This is a genomic window from Bradyrhizobium sp. Kon56 (assembly GCF_055807635.1).
Genome location: NZ_JBVVOU010000032.1, coordinates 1 through 15,242, shown reverse-complemented (window position 1 = coordinate 15,242; position 15,242 = coordinate 1). Strand labels below are relative to the sequence as shown.

The following is a 15,242-nucleotide window of genomic DNA, read 5'->3' as shown; positions in this document are numbered from 1 at the left end:
CCGCCTAGTGACGCTCGCTCGAGCAACCCGCGTGCTGGCAACCAGCATCGGATGTTGCAGACTCAAGGTCTCGAGAATAGCGCGTGAAAGCTGGATGATTAAGGACCCGCGGTCCCCTCCCACCTGCGGGATTGGTGACCTCACGGCCTCGGGAGGCGCGCCTCCAGAATTGCTGGGGGCTCCCCAGAACCCTTTCTTCACGACGCTGTCACTGGAAAGGAACTCTGAGGAAAACGGAGTGCCATGTCGACAGCGGGACGCCTTTCCGACGCGAACTCCAGATAAATGAAACAAGCAGGTGAGTCGGATGATGCCGCGAAGCAGGACGCCCGCGATCCAAGACCGTATAGTGGGCAGAACCAGTCGTATCCGTCCAATTGCCGCTATGCTTACAGAGCTGATGCGGGGTGCGCGGCTTGTTGGCCGATCGTTACGTTGGGGAATCGTCGAGCCGCTTTCGGAAGCTCTAACATTCGGGCTCGTCGGCCTGATACTGTCATTTTTCGTGGCGATCCCGGCTTTTCGTGAAACCGCGAGTCAGGATCGGGGCGACGACTTTGATCGCATAGTCTTTCGGCCAGAATGCCGGACGAATCCGACCAGCGCTTGCACGACGTATAACACGATTGCAGTGAAAGAGCTTCCGGAGGTCTTAATCAAGGCGACGCTTGCAACTCAGGATCATCGCTTCTACAGCCATTTCGGTATCGGCCTTGCCGCTATCGCCCGTTCGCTCCATGCCAGGCCAGAGACAGACGGCGTACACCCGCCGATTAGCCAGCAGGTTGCGAGAATGCTATTCCCGTCAAATGGACGAACTTTCGAGGACAGGATTCACGAGGGACTTATCGCTATTTGGCTCGAATTTCGACTCACGAAGGATCAAATCCTACAGATCTATTTAAACCGGGTGCGGATTGGAGCCGGCATATTCGGCGTCAGAGATGCGGCACGGCTCTATTTCCAAAAACGGGTTCAGGATATCGACCTTAGCGAAGCGGCCATGCTGGCTGGCCTCGTAAATTTTCCGCTCGATCAAGTTTCGCACATTGCTGTTGGGACTGCGCGACAGCGTGCAAGCCTGGTTCTCGAAAAGCTCGTGGAGACTGGATCCATGACTGATGACCAGGTGTTTGGCGCAAAGCACCATCCGGCACGCCTGATATTCACCCCCGAGGAGGGCCCACTGAAGAGTGCAAAGTGACGTTATTTAGCTGGTCGCCTTTCAAAGCGGTGCGTCATGTCGTTGCAGCTTTAACGAACGTCTCTACGAAGCTTCGCTGCATCACTAGCGCGGTGAGGAGGCGATGAATCGCGTTTGCATCTCTCAACACACCCGAGCTCCCGCACGAAGCGTTTGCTGTGCTGTGTACTAGGACAACCTGACGCGCTTTTTTGACCAGGGATTAGATCCCACCCGGGGCGATGGCGCCAACAATATCCGCCAGTTATGCCCGTGGGCAGACGCGGCTGATCTTTGCCGCACGATTAGCGCTGTACGGCCGTCACACGGTGTCCGCCGCGATCGGAGCCGCAGAGCATGGGGCTTTTTGCGCAAAAGCAATTCGTCGCGGCGGGATCGTTTGACACGACGTTCCCAACAGGGTTCTTGCCGAAGGCCCAATCGTTGATGCCTGCGACCATTAGGGGCTGCCTTCGCGGGCAGCTTCACCGCCTACGAGCCCGCGGCTGGGTCTAATCGCAGGCATTGAAGTGCAGAGGGCCGCGATGAAGTGGAGCAATCTCATCCAGGAGCGCCACTTCGGTCGCGCAAGAGGATATTTGGTAGCGGGATCGGAATGTAACGGAGTAGTCCTAGGACCTGACGCTGGACGTCGGTTGGATCGCAGCAGCGCCCGCTCATAGTTCAAATAAGCTCACGGCGGCGCGCCTTTACAACACACTGGATTCGGCTGGTCACTTCCAGCTTTCGCATCGCATTCTTAAGGTGAAAATTGACCGTATTCTCACTAACGTTCAATATCACCCCGATTTCCCACGAAGATTTTCCCTCCTCTACCCACCGCAAGCACTCTTTTTCTCGTGCGGACAGCACCACGTCTTGCACATCGACCATGTGTTCCTCCTGAGCCGAGACGACTTGGGAAGGAGATCAGCAAATGCCGTACCACCCGACGCGATCGCACATCTTCCTACCAACACAAGCTTTCAGAAAGAACCGATCAGCCTGGGAACGTGGCGATTGCGGTAAGCGTTGAAGACGCGACATACGTCCTAAATGCTACAGCAATGGTTACAACATGGGCGGCTTTGATCTTGGCGTCAGCAAGTCCGGGACCCAAGAGTTCTGCCGTCATAGCCGCTCACGTAGTGGCCAGCAAGACGCCGACAAGCAAAAATCGTTCAATTGCACGAATCTAGATTACGAGGTGTCAACGGCTTCAGAAAACGAGGGATGAGCACAGCCCGACCGTTATGGGAGCATGCAAGCCTCTGCAGACCATCAACTACAGCCCTGGATCGACATCACAGTAAGGAGGTACCGCAAGTGTTAATTGCACAGGGCTCCGCGCGTCTGATCGTCTGGTGTGCCCCCGTAACCTATTCCGCCCAACGTACGCAATTGGGCCTTGGCCACGCCCGGATCGAGCACCGGTGCCGTGGTTTCGTCCATCAACAGACGATCTGCCCTCTCCAGATGGCGACGCATGTGGTCCGCTACGGGTTGGAGATGGAAGCAGGCGCGGCCGGACCAGTGGCCCAGTGTCGCCCGATCAAGCCGGATCCCCTGCCTAGCATAGATCTCGGCCTGACGGTAAAACGGCGTATGGTCGCCAAACTTGGAGACGATCACGTGCGCAATGGCCGCTTCGGTCGGCAGCCCACTGGGCAGACGTGCTCCGGCGCGTGGGCCTGCACGACGGGGCCCGAGCAGCGGCGACAGATGTATTTCGGGCGTCGCGTGACCAGCACGCGCCATTGCGCCGGGATGACGTCGAGGCGTTTGCTGACGTCATCGCCGATCTTCGTCATGGCGCCGCAACCGCACTGACACAGCGTGCTCGCAGGCTCGACGATCCGTTCCACCGGAGGCAAATGGGCAGGCAAGCAGCCGCGATTGCGATGAGAACCTTCCGGCACGCTCCGCGATCGGCCCTTGCCTGCGTTTGCGCCAAAGCGCTTTCAGTCGTTCATTTTCGTCGCGCAGCGCCGCGATGCCCATGCGCCATTTCGAGCATATCGCCGCCGCGCGTGCCACGTTCAAAATAGCTTCTGAGTCATTCTGCCGCAGTCATCCCGCCGCCTGCGGGCGCCGTCCTTCCTCCGGACGGACCAACCTCCAAGCCAGTTCCTCGAACAAGGCCGCGAACATCGCCGGCGACACCCGCATCACGCCGTCCGCGATCGTTGGCCAAACGAACTTGCAACTTTCGAGGCGCTTGTGAACTAACACTAGGCCCGTTCGATCCCAGACCACCATCTTGATCCGGACCGCTCGTTTCGATCGGAACACGCAGGCCGCGCCGCTGAGCGGGTCGAGGCGAAGCATCTCCTGCACCTTCGCCGCAAGTCCATCATGGCCACAGCGGAAGTCGATCGGCCGCGTCGCGATATAAATCTTCAGATCGGCCACCGGCGGCGATCATCGTGACGCTCGCACTGCGCGGATCACCGGGCACAGCTGCTCGCCATCTATGGCGGGATCCGTCCGCAGCACGACATCGCCGATCGCGATCTCAAGCTTGATCGCCGGAAGGTGATCCTCCTCCAACGCGCTTTCCACGACCAGCGGCGCGAATGTCGACTGCGACGCCTCGCCTAGCGCCAACATGCCTCGCGGTCGAAAGCGTCGTCGCCAATCGTAACTCTGCCAGCGCGTCGCTCCGTGCTTGCGCGCCACCTCGACGCCTGGGCGCCGGGTAGCAGACATTCGGCGATGATCCGGGCTCCCTCAGCCTCCGAAAGCACCCGGCGTCCCGATGGTCCTTCAAGGACCTCCAGCCGGCTCACCGATGAGCCGGTAAAATGGATGTCCTTTTTGCTGTCCCATCCGATCCCAAACCTCCGTCCAACCGGAAGCTTCTTCGCACGTTCATTCGAATTCTGAAGCAACGGATCGGCTTCGCGCTTACGTCTGTTGCCCCCCAGCTCTGTCATCCTAGGCGACCGTTCCGAATCTCCGACACATTCGAACGTGAGACAATGTTGCGGCCTCCACTTCAACGCACAAGATCACGTGGATTCTGCCAAAGCTGGTGGTGTTTCATAAGCAATGGTTGACATCGTTCTTTAGCTCCTCACCAGTGACCCAAACGAGCCAATTTTCTTCCGCAATATCCTCTTTCACGAGCCGCAATATCGACCCGCCGGGTTCATGATGGCGGTAGTGGGGAAGCCCTTTGGCCACCCGCCACGGTGCCACAAGCGCACACAAGAAATCGGGAGCCCACATAGCAAACGACACGCTGTGCGTGATTCGGGCGATCATGTTTGGAAGCGCCCGTCCTCTCAGATCTCTGCGCACCCAAAGGTCCCCGTTGTACGCCACCTTTCCGGTCATCTTCTTTGCATTAGGTGCGAGGCAAGTACAATGATCCCGAGGATCTGCGTGTGCGACCGGATCAGTGTAGAACGCCCTCAGCGATTGAAGATGCTCTGCAAAATTACTGGGTGAAAGGTCATACACTCGAGTGGCATTTGTAAACACCACGCTCTCTTTCCTATCGAGCCCTACGAGCCAATATCCCTCACCTGCATTGATTATGGATCGGTCTGGCCGAAAATTTGGAAATGTTTGCCCCTTTGTTGGAGTGGACTGCGTAATCGAGACATACTCATGGAAATCGAATCCCATCAACAGCTTGATGCCTCTGTTGGCAGCGGCGGCATTGTACAACTGAATGGAACGTGACAGGCGTAACGGAACAGACGCGCACATCAATGCCTCACCCTCGTCTAGCGTCACAGGTTACCTCGCGGAGCCCGATGCAACGCTGAGCAGTCGATGACAGATCTCTTGCGTCGGGTTTGTCGCAGGGACGATGGCTGGGACGAATATCTCGGTTATGCGATCGCCTTGGGTTACGGGCCTTACTCTGCGATCCTCGCCGTTCCTGCCAGCTGTCGAGAGATTGAGCTGTCCCCTCCCGAATGCAGCGCGTCGTAGCTTCGCAATTCCAGGCTTGCGGCTGGCAGACCCTAGCGCGGGGCTGCCTCCGCGTCGCCTCAACAGCAAAACTGTTTTTAGGATCCGACCAAATGAGTTCGACGCGGCCCGGCGCCAGCTCAAGGAAGCCAAAGATTTGAATGTCATCAGTCCACGCCGCCTCGATCATCATTCAGGCAGATCATCCAACCAGCAAGCGGCGTCGGTATATGGCCTAGAAAAAATCCTTCCAATCTTGTCGGGACTTTTGTTCTGATGGTATCGCATATAAATGCGGTCATCATCGCCGACATCGAGGATCTCGATCTTTCCCGTATAGTGGGACATGATGTATTTGAATGTCTTTTCAATCCCCGCGAGCCGCTGATTGACGCCGCGCGCAATCTCTGATCCGCGACGAAGCGGAACCTGAAAATGGGATGCGCCCTTCACCGGCCTTCCTTGGAAGAGATAGTACGGACGGACGCCCATTTGGTGACACTTGGCAAACGTCGCTGCCAAAATCTCAGGATTGTCATTTACCCCTGCGAGAAGCACAGATTGATTGAGGAACTGCACTTCCTGTGCGCGCAAGCTGCGGATATTCCTCTCAGCATCGACCGAGATCTCACCGATGTGATCGAAATGAGTGACTAGAACAGCAGTCTTACCCGCGTCACGAATTCGTCGAAAGAAGGCAGGTAGAGCGGTGTCGTCGAATCTCTTTGGCTCGAAGGCGAAGAACTTTGTGCCGATTCGAATCGAAGTCAAATGTGGAATGGGGAGCAGATGCGTAAGAATTTCATCGAGCTTTTCCGTACCAAGAACGAACGGGTCGCCCCCTGATAGGAGAACGTTCGTCATCTCGGGATGTCCGCTAATATATTGCCCGACTTTCGCCACGTCTGGCACGATTTCATCGGATTCTCTGCCAACGAGTCGTTTGCGGAAGCAAAAACGGCAATATGACGCGCAACGGTTAGTCACGAGTAACAACCCGGTCTGCGCGTACTTATGCTGAAGTCCAGGAAGGACTGTGTTGTCGTGCTCGCCGCTGGTATCCAACGCCCCGGGACTGTCGAGCTCTTTAGCTGACGGCTCCACAATGTATTTCAATTGGTCGTAGTAGCCACTGTTGGCGATCTGTTGGCGATACGATGTTGTGACATGATGACGCGTGATGCTACTGGCTTGCAGCTCGGCCTCCGTCATCGTGCGAGCGCCTTCTATAAACTTGATGACCGCACTGCGGAGCGGCGGATCTGATTTGTTCGGCGAGGAGGGGCTTAGGTCACCGCCAGAGGTTTGCGGTGCACTCGCTACAGCGTCCGTGCCGTCTATTTGGATCAATGGAGGCGCTTTCATTTGAACTGCCTTGGCCGGAGAGCGCGGGACCTCCGCGCAAAGACGTAACTTCCCAGCAATCGGCATGCCAGCAACAGGAGCGTCTCATCGGCTCAAGATTGAGGTCACGCGCTAATCAATCGAGCGCTTGTGTCATTGAGTTTGTCGGAGGGCCCGCAACATGTCTCCAATCCGACACAAAAAGGCGAATGAGCGCACGAATAACGATCATTTGAAATGGTGCGCTCTCTAGCCGATGATGGCGATAATGATGGCCTTCAACCTGGCGATCCTCAAGCAATGCTGCGCGCTGAGAGGGCAAGCGGCTGGTCCGCCGGCGACGCGGAGATTGGACGAGCACATTGTGATCGAGAAGCTCAGAGTTACGATCAAGATGCTCGCTTACCAGCGTTACGATCAGCCGCATAGCCGAGTTGCATCTCGTGGATCGACAGGAACGCCGCGTACGGCATCAGATTGCTGCAGACGACAGGATCACTGCGATATAATTCGAGCGACGTGAGCCGGCCTGTGCGACGGCTGTCGGGCATACAAACCGCTTTTCGCGAGCGATTTAACTGAAGCATGGATGTATCTGCGACAGCGGGCTCTTTTAGTTGTCACTTCGAAGCTGCGCTCGCAAGCTGCTCACTTGCAGATGAATATTCCGGCCGGAACGCTTCGCATCATCATTGCCTTACCGGAAACGCGCCTGCTCGCTCGATTGCTGCTCGTAGGGGGCGCGCACTCCCACGTCTTGGTAGGTGCGCACATCTGCGCGCCTAAGTAAGGTGCCGGTACGAAATCGAGTACGTCACCCTAGCTGGTACTTGAACGATGCGCACACTAGAAGCCCGAGGCATTCACGACCGCTACAATCGTCAGTCTTGCGGCCTCATCTCAACATGTGGATTGCTCGCAATGCGAGTCTGGGCAGGTCGTGAAACAGTCTCTGATGCAGGTCAAATTGGGAGCTCGCGACAATGCCGCTTTCATTAGATGACGAATGGGATAGTGCAGCATTGCATGAAATCTTTCTCCTAACGAGCAAATATGGTTTCCGTCAGCTTATGTCCCGCACGCACGTCAAATCACTCCGCGCTTCATGGCGCGGCCCCGGCAGACCAGGGACATGATGGAGATTTCACGGAGCGCTCTAGGGAACGATACGGTTACGCGGTGCTGCTCTCTCCCGAAGCCATTCGGCGTGGCGACCTGCCATCCCCACTTCGGCGAGCTGCTGCAGGGAGCGTTCTCCCTCGAGGACGGCAGGCACCGGCGGACGGTGCGTGCGCTGGTTTCAGTTCACATGCCGCACGCCGATGGATCGGAAGCCCGTGTGACACTGGAGCCGAGCCGGACAGGGAAATTCGTGCCTCAGGTCGGCGAAACCGGCATCAAAGTGATGCCAAATCATTTCCATAAGTGTGAGCTCGCCGTTCGGCTTGCCCTCGATGCTTTGGGAATGACGAACATGGCAGCTACACTCGATGTTAGGACATTCATCCCGGAAGGCGCCGGTATGGGCTCGTCCACGAGCGGCGTAGTGGCTTCCATTCGAGCTGCCGCTAAAGCAGTCGAAGCCTACCTGGGATCCCGAGTGATTCCTGCTCCTCATCTCCAAGCGAAACTTGCGGTGGCGGCCGAACATGCTTCCGACTCTCTGATGTTCGACTGCACAAGCAGCACCATTCTATTCGCCCAACGAGCGGGCAAGAGTATCCGTGTCTTCAACGGCCCACTCCCGCAAATGCAGATTCTGGGGTTTGACACAGGCTCCTGCGAAGGCGGCATTGGAACCGACCGACTACCGCGAGCGCGCTACTCGCGTGATCAGATCGCCGCCTTCGGGTGCGCACTGGCGGTCCTGGAGCGTGCAATCGCAGAGCAGAGCGTCGCACTTGTGGGCCGAGTTGCGACTTTCTCCGCATTACAGAGCGAGCGCGCCATCCAGAATCCGCTCAAGAAGCCGAAGTTCAACGAGCTCCTCAGCATCAAGGAAGACGCCGGATCGGCCGGTGTTGTCGTTGCCCATAGCGGCACGGTTGCAGGCCTCATCTTTGACCCCCACCTCCCCGATATTGGCAGCCGAGTGGCTAGGGCTAGAGCCGCGATTGGTCGGCTTGGCTTTGATCGCCTCTGCACGTTTTCGACTCCATACTGAGGACGACTCGATGGCGGACACGCTCTCCGACATACTCGGCGCTCATGCCCCCCTAAAGATTGTTTCATTGCGACCAGAAAACTTGGGCGCAATCGATTTCAGGCTCATGAAGGTATTTCCCGCCTTCAACATCATCGAAGCAGGCCTTCGGAACGGCGACATCGGCCCCAACACGACGATTGTTGAAACATCGAGCGGGACCATGGCTCTCGGTCTCGCGATCGTGTGTATGCAGTTCGCGCTCAAGTTACACATCTTCGGTGACCGCGCGATCGAGCCCCCGCTTAAGCGCACCATGGAGGAATTGGGGGCCAAAGTGCACCTGGTGGAGGCGACAGCGTCCAATGCGAACATTCAGCTGCTCCGGAAGAACGCGCTTCTGGATTTTGTGGAACGGACCGGAGCAACCTGGTCACGACAGTATGACAACCTCGGAAATCGCCTTTCGTATGCGCGTCCGGCTGAGGAAGCCATCAGGCAGTTTGGCAAGATCGACATCCTGGTCGCAACGGTGGGCTCTGGAGGCTCGTCCTGCGGCCTGGCTCATTATTGCCGCGCATTCTTTCCCGAAATGAAACTCGTGGGGATCGACACCTTCGGCAGCGTGTTGTTCGGCCGACCGGCCGGCGAGCGCGATTTGCGCGGACTTGGCAACAGCATTCTTCCCGGGAACTTGCTTCACGAGGCGTTCGATGAAATCCACTGGCTCGGCGCCAACGAGGCATACCAGGCTGCGCACCGACTCCATCGCGAGACTTCGCTAAAGCGCGGCCCCACGAGCGGGGCGGCCTATCTTGTTGCCAAGTGGTACGCGGAGCGCTCTTCAAAAACCAACGTGCTCGCGGTCTTTCCCGACGACAGCAACCGCTACGAGCACAGCGTCTACGATCCCGGTTGGATGCACGCGAACGGCTATCAAGCCGAGCTCGCCGCGACTGAGCCGATCCTTGTCCGCCACCCGCTTCAGGCTGTTAACGGCTGGTGCCGTTTCGACTGGAGTCGCCGCTCGTTGGCCGACGTGATGGGCTAGCTTTCCCCGAACTGAAGCATACAAAAATGGCCAAATCAGCTGCGATCTTCATCGAATCCAATACTACAGGCTCGGGCGCCGAGTTTATTCTGCGTGCACAAGAACTGGGGTTCGCTCCGGTGTTTGTCACCGCTTCCCCTGAGCGGTATGGCTTTCTGCCAGCCATCCCAGACCTCGACCTCCGTACATGCGAAACGTCTTCAGAAGCCGCTGTTACAGCCGTAATCGACAGCATTGCAACGGCCATACCAATTGCGCTGCTAATGACCTCCAGCGATGTCTACCTTTACACGGCCGCGCTGCAAGCCAGACGACTCGGGCTCACCGGTTCGAATCCCGACGCGATCTCACTTTGCCGGGATAAGGCTCGCCAGGCTGCCGCCCTCCGCGCAGCGGGCATCGGAGTGCCCGAGAGCGCCACAGTAGGCGCCGACTGCGATATTCGCAGCGCGATTACACAGGTGGGCTTACCTGCAGTCGCCAAGCCGATCAGCGGTACCGGGAGCATCGGGGTCAGCCTCGTGGAGACCGAAACAGACGCAATTGCGGCTTTGCGCGAGCTCCTTAGAGGCACGAATGACGTGCGTGGCCGTTCTGTGCAGCCCCGCGCCCTTCTTATGTCCTACATCGCAGGCGAGGAGTATTCCGTCGAGATCCTCGACAGCCAGATCATGGGGGTGACGCGAAAACATCTTGGTGCCCTGCCGCATTTCGTCGAGATCGGGCACGATATACCAGCACCAGTATCGTCTCAGGCCCGAGCGCAAATCGAACGTGAAGCCCTTCGCGCGATAGAGGCCCTTGGTCATGTGCGCGGACCAGCTCATGTCGAACTCCGACTACACCACGGTTTCATCACGATTATTGAAGTAAATCCAAGGCTCGCGGGCGGCTCGATTCCAAGCCTGTTCCGCCACACGACTGGTTTCGATCCGGTTCTCGCGGTGCTCCGCAGCCTCCTCGGAATGCCTTGGACGCCCCCGGCGGAAGGCAATCATGGCTCCATTCGATTCATCGTGCCGGAGCGCGAAGGCTCATTTATGCTTCCGCAGAACTGCGAGCGCGTCGTCGACCTCTTCGGGCTGGCGGAGCTCGTTCTGTATCATACTTTGCCGATGCAATTCAGACGCCGCAACGATTTCCGGGATCGGATCGGTCACGTCATCGCAGTTGATGGCGATCCTGCTGCTGCTACCCGGCGTGCCGAGGCCGCCGTCGCTTTCATTTGCAACGCATAAGGAGACAATCTTGCAACATACTGGCCGCATCAAATCGACCCTTCATCCTGAAGCCAGCGCCATCGTCTTCGACAGCGATCTCCAGCGTGCAGCGAGCGACGAGCTGCCCTTTTACGCCGACATCGATCGAGCCCAAGCCATCATGCTTGAACGAGTCGGACTGATCGACCGTGATCTCACCAGAAGGGTGGTGGTTGAGCTGGATAAACTGCAGGCCGACGGATTCCAGAGCCTTGCGGTTTGCCCTTCGCCCCGCGGCTCCTATCTCGCCTATGAAGATTATCTTCGATCGGTGATCGGCAAGGAGGCTAGTAACCTACATCTTGGTCGGAGCCGGAACGATATCAATGCGACGCTCCTGAAGCTTAAGCTGAGAGCACCGTATCAGGCGCTGGTTGCCGAACTGGTCAAACTTCTGCGAGTGCTGTGCGGGCGGGCTCGCGGTCACCTTGAGACGGTGTTTCCACTGCACACTCACCGTCAGCCAGCATTGCCGTCCACATTCGCGCACCACCTCACAGCGTTCGGCAGCGCGCTCGCGCGAGATCTGGACGCTCTTCTGGCCGTGCACCCGCTCCTCAATGTTTCCTGCCTCGGCGCTGGCGCAGGCGGCGGCACCACCCTGCCCATCCTGCCGGAGTTGACGGCTAGGCTGCTCGGCTTCGTGATGCCGCCACTTAACTCTATCGACAGCGTGGCATCTCGCGATATTGTTCTTCGCCTACTGGCCAATTGTGCGATTCTCGGATCATCCCTAAGCCGCATGGCCGAGACGCTGCTCCTGTGGGTCGGCGAATCCGGGCTGGCTAATCTTCCGGACGAACTGGTTGGCTCAAGTTCCGCGATGCCTCACAAGCGCAATCCATTCCTTCTCGAGCAGGTCCAAGGCAAGGCTGGCGCGACAATTGGCTGCTTCGTCGCCGCAGTTACTGGCATGCATAGTACGCCTTTTACGAACTGCGTCGCTGTTGGAACGGAGGCTACTCGCCATGTCTGGCCCGGGATCGACCATTCCATTGGCGCGGTTCGTCTCATCCGGCTATGTTTCGCGGGCTTGACTGTCTGTGAAGAGGCAGCCTCCGCTATGCTCGAAAGATCGTTCGTTAATGCCATGGAAACGGCGACCCGCCTCGCTGTCGACGGTGGTCTCGATTTTCGTTCTGCTCATAATGAAGTTGGGCAGCTGGTTACGACAGCCCTCGAGAGTGGCGCATCGAGTCTCGCGGCGATCATGCAAGATCGTCGGGTGCTCGACTCCGAGCTATCGCTGGCGCCGGAGGTTATTGCGGTAACAGCCCGAGCTGGAGGAGGCCCTGCTCCGGATGCCGTTTCGGCAGCGCTGGATGAGCTGGAAACGGGCGTAGAACGAGCAGCCGCGCTATTGGGGGATCTCGGCGCTGGTTGGAGCCGGGCTCGAGAAGAACTTCGATCTGCAATCGCGAGGCTCGAGACGTGAACGATTCAATGTATCAACACGGGAAAACGAGCTCAATGATGAGACACGCGCCGGAGTTCACGGCAGCAACTTGCAAGATGCTCGCCTAGCAATCCGACACGCGGGCGGAAAGCGGATGATGTCACCTGTCTCCGAAACCGAAGCAAAGCGCGATGAAACCTCGTGACCTTGTGCTCCAGGGAGTGCGCGCTCGGGCCTTGGCGCCGTGAGACGCCGGGCGCTGGGAACAGCGGCTGCTCGTTGCCCCTTAGCGACCGCGCTTCAATAACCCGACTAGGAGAGAGTTTCTATGGCAAGCACGACTCACGTCCTCTTGGAATTCTCAATCTCGAGGGGGAGCTACACCTCCACCTCCGAGGCCCGGCTCGATGCTCCATCCGTCGACGTTCGACTTCCCGATCATCTCGGAAACGGTCACCGGAGCTTGGGCGGATGTCGCCATGCGCGGTGAACCATCGCTCGAGTCCGCCACTGTCGCAGCAGCCGAACGTTTGGTTGAAAAAGGCGCTGTTGCAATAAGCTCAAACTGCGCCTCCTTTATCCGTCATCAGAACGTCGTGGCTGTGTCGGTGAATGTGCCGGTAGCGACCTCGAGCCTGCTCCTGTTGCCGGCATTGCTTAGCCAGCTGCCGCAGACTGCTAAAATTGCTGTCCTTTCGGCCGACTCGAGGAGTTCCAGCGAACGCGTGCACCGCATTGTAGATGTCAGTTAATCGTCGAGATTAATCATTGGCGGCATAGAAGGAGGTCAATTGTACCGCAACGAAATGAAACGTCCGCCAGCATATACCGAAACCGCTGAAATCGAGGCGGACGTCGCGGGGTGCGTTTCACGCCTCTTTTCTGCCAACCCGAACATCGCTGCATTTTTGTTGGAGTGCACGGCTTTCCCCCCATCTCGCCCGCGATCCGTCGCATGACGAGCCGGCCTGTCTACGACATCGCGGGCCTCTGCCGGATGATGATGGAGTCTGTCGCTCAGAATGTAGCGCATATCTGAACGAGAGCGGCGTACGCATCATGATTGGCGACGATGGGGGCGTGCTAGCGAATGCAGTGGCTTTAACGCTTGGCAAGGTCATTGCGATCGCGGTTTGACCGCATTGTGTAGCCGTCGCTGGCGAGGATGTCGTTCAGATGAACTCTCTCGGAGCTTGCGACGACGGAGCCATGTTGAAAGCTGGATTCAGTTCCTCGCGCCGGTTGTCGTTTCCGCTGCTATCTGGGAGGCAGCTCGCGCTGAGCTTGCCTCTGCCGCAGGCGGAGTATGAGATGTTCGCCACCGCGAGCGTTAAGCGTGGCACAACTGTGACAGCATGCCCCCCCCAACCAATGCCTCATGACGAAGGACTAGTTATGCGGCCGTCAACCCTTCCGCTCTTCGGTGTCAAGGTCGTTGATTTCGGCCAGTACATCGCCGGCCCGGCAGTGGCGATGATCCTCGCCGATCTTGGCGCTACTGTCGTGCATATCGACCCGCCATCCGGTCCCCTCTGGGATAGCCCTGCCAATGCGACTCTTAATCGAAACAAGCTGATGGTTTCAGTCGACTTAAAAACTGAGGAAGGCTTGTCGCAAGCGCAAACGTTGATCGCCGACGCGGATATCGTCATCGAGAATTTCCGCCCGGGAGTGTTGAGCCGCCTTGGGATCGACTTCAGCGTCTTGCGCAAGATTCGCCCAGCCCTGATTACTGTTCCATTCCCGGCTTTGCTTCCAACGATCAACTCCGTCGCGAGTGGCGTGACTTTGAGGCCGTCATCGGGGCGTCCTCCGGCTTATTCATCGAGATGGGGTTGAATCGTGTGTTGAGGGGTATCGACCCGTCTTTCTCGCCGCTACCTCTGGCATCGGCCTATGGTACGATGCTGGCCGTTTCGGCTACGGTGCTGGCGCTTCAGGCGCGGGAACGCAGCGGAATCGGCGTCGAGATCGAGGTGCCTCTTGCATGCGCGGTCATGGAGGGGCTCGCATATAATTCGATTAGCATTGACCAGCTTCCGCTTCGCTACAAGTCGCACCGCGAGCGAGAGATCGCCCGGCGGCGCGAAGCGGGTTTGCCGATGAACCTCACTTACGAGGAGACGCAGGAGCTCCTCGATCCATTTGCCCGCAACTATAAATGCAAAGACGGGCGCATGTTCTTCGTCCTTTGCTCGGCACACAAGCATCATACCAGGCGCTGTTTGCAGGTGCTGGGCCTGTACGATGAGCTATTGGCGGAAGGGCTTACCGAGGAGTCGGACACTTATCTCTCGGTGGGCAACTGGCCATCTGATGTTTCCCTCAGTTCGTCTCCTCGGCCGAAATGTTGGGCAGACAAGATCGCCGCGCGAATGAAGGCCGTCTTTGTAACCCGCACCGCAACGGAATGGGAGCGCATCTTTGGGGAGGGGCGAATCCCCGCCGCACCGCAACGTTGGCTGCAGGAGTGGATCAGAGACGATCACGCAGAACGCGCGGGTCTGATGATCAAGATCGATGATCCGGTGTATGGACGGATGATTCAGCCTGGACCTGTAGCCTGGCTGGAGCAAAGCGGGGAATTGATGCTGAGCCCCGCGCCACGAAAATGGGTCGCCTTCGATCAGGCCGTCGAAGCATTCTCGGCGCTACCTGCTAGGCAGTTCTTGACACGCAAGGCTGACAGGTCGGCGGGGTGGCTCGAGGGCGTGCGCGTTCTCGATCTAAGCAATGTCATCGCCGGGCCGCACTCAGGATGCTATCTCGCTCGTTTCGGGGCTGAGGTGATCAAGATCGACCCAGCCAGCCCGCTTTTCGACAGCTTGATAACAGTGATCTACGGCATGACTCACATGCGCGGCAAGCGATCGGTTCTGCTGGACATCGAGTCATCCTCTGGCCGAAAGGCCTTCGAGAGGCTCGTGAAGTCTGTTGATTTG

General features: G+C 58.0%; 9 protein-coding genes and 3 pseudogenes. 7 read left to right on the top strand and 5 right to left on the bottom strand.

The annotated features are described in order from the left end of the window. The first annotated feature begins 385 nt into the window (after positions 1–385). Positions 386–1,204 carry a transglycosylase domain-containing protein gene (locus tag AC0L3B_RS32520; RefSeq protein WP_473381691.1) on the top strand — a complete coding sequence of 273 codons (819 nt, stop codon included), beginning with the start codon at positions 386–388 and terminating at the stop codon, positions 1,202–1,204. Between the two features lie 663 nt (positions 1,205–1,867). Here AC0L3B_RS32520 and AC0L3B_RS32515 read toward each other — a convergent pair. The 5 genes and pseudogenes from AC0L3B_RS32515 to AC0L3B_RS32495 all read right to left on the bottom strand — a co-directional run. Further along, positions 1,868–2,059, bottom strand: a pseudogene (locus tag AC0L3B_RS32515) (response regulator transcription factor); the annotation flags it as partial. A gap of 540 nt (positions 2,060–2,599) precedes the next feature. Next, positions 2,600–3,099: pseudogene (locus tag AC0L3B_RS32510) on the bottom strand (IS66 family transposase); the annotation flags it as partial. Between the two features lie 154 nt (positions 3,100–3,253). Further along, on the bottom strand, positions 3,254–3,595 hold the full coding sequence (gene tnpB / locus AC0L3B_RS32505) for an IS66 family insertion sequence element accessory protein TnpB (RefSeq protein ID WP_473381690.1): 342 nt from the start codon (positions 3,593–3,595) through the stop codon (positions 3,254–3,256). Between the two features lie 9 nt (positions 3,596–3,604). Continuing rightward, positions 3,605–3,793 (bottom strand): hypothetical protein, encoded by a 189-nt coding sequence (locus AC0L3B_RS32500; RefSeq protein ID WP_473381689.1) that lies wholly within the window; start codon positions 3,791–3,793, stop codon positions 3,605–3,607. A gap of 1,503 nt (positions 3,794–5,296) precedes the next feature. Then, positions 5,297–6,346: a KamA family radical SAM protein gene (locus AC0L3B_RS32495; protein WP_473381710.1), complete on the bottom strand. Its 1,050-nt coding sequence runs from the start codon at positions 6,344–6,346 to the stop codon at positions 5,297–5,299. Positions 6,347–7,760: 1,414 nt separating this feature from the next. Between AC0L3B_RS32495 and AC0L3B_RS32490 the strand changes: the two genes are divergently transcribed. From AC0L3B_RS32490 to AC0L3B_RS32465, 6 genes and pseudogenes are all read left to right on the top strand, one after another. Further along, positions 7,761–8,615, top strand: a complete 855-nt coding sequence (locus tag AC0L3B_RS32490) for a GHMP family kinase ATP-binding protein (protein ID WP_473381688.1) — start codon at positions 7,761–7,763, stop codon at positions 8,613–8,615. A 10-nt stretch (positions 8,616–8,625) separates the two neighbouring features. Then, positions 8,626–9,645 carry a pyridoxal-phosphate dependent enzyme gene (locus tag AC0L3B_RS32485; protein WP_473381687.1) on the top strand — a complete coding sequence of 340 codons (1,020 nt, stop codon included), beginning with the start codon at positions 8,626–8,628 and terminating at the stop codon, positions 9,643–9,645. Positions 9,646–9,671: 26 nt separating this feature from the next. Next, a complete protein-coding gene (locus tag AC0L3B_RS32480) occupies positions 9,672–10,883 on the top strand; it encodes an ATP-grasp domain-containing protein (protein WP_473381686.1) in 1,212 nt (403 codons plus the stop codon). Positions 10,884–10,893: 10 nt separating this feature from the next. After that, entirely contained in the window at positions 10,894–12,339 is a 1,446-nt protein-coding gene (locus AC0L3B_RS32475) for a lyase family protein (RefSeq protein ID WP_473381685.1), read from the top strand. Positions 12,340–12,707: 368 nt separating this feature from the next. Further along, positions 12,708–13,052, top strand: a complete 345-nt coding sequence (locus AC0L3B_RS32470) for an aspartate/glutamate racemase family protein (RefSeq protein ID WP_473381684.1) — start codon at positions 12,708–12,710, stop codon at positions 13,050–13,052. Between the two features lie 643 nt (positions 13,053–13,695). Further along, positions 13,696–15,242 (top strand): annotated as a pseudogene (locus AC0L3B_RS32465) (CoA transferase); the annotation flags it as partial.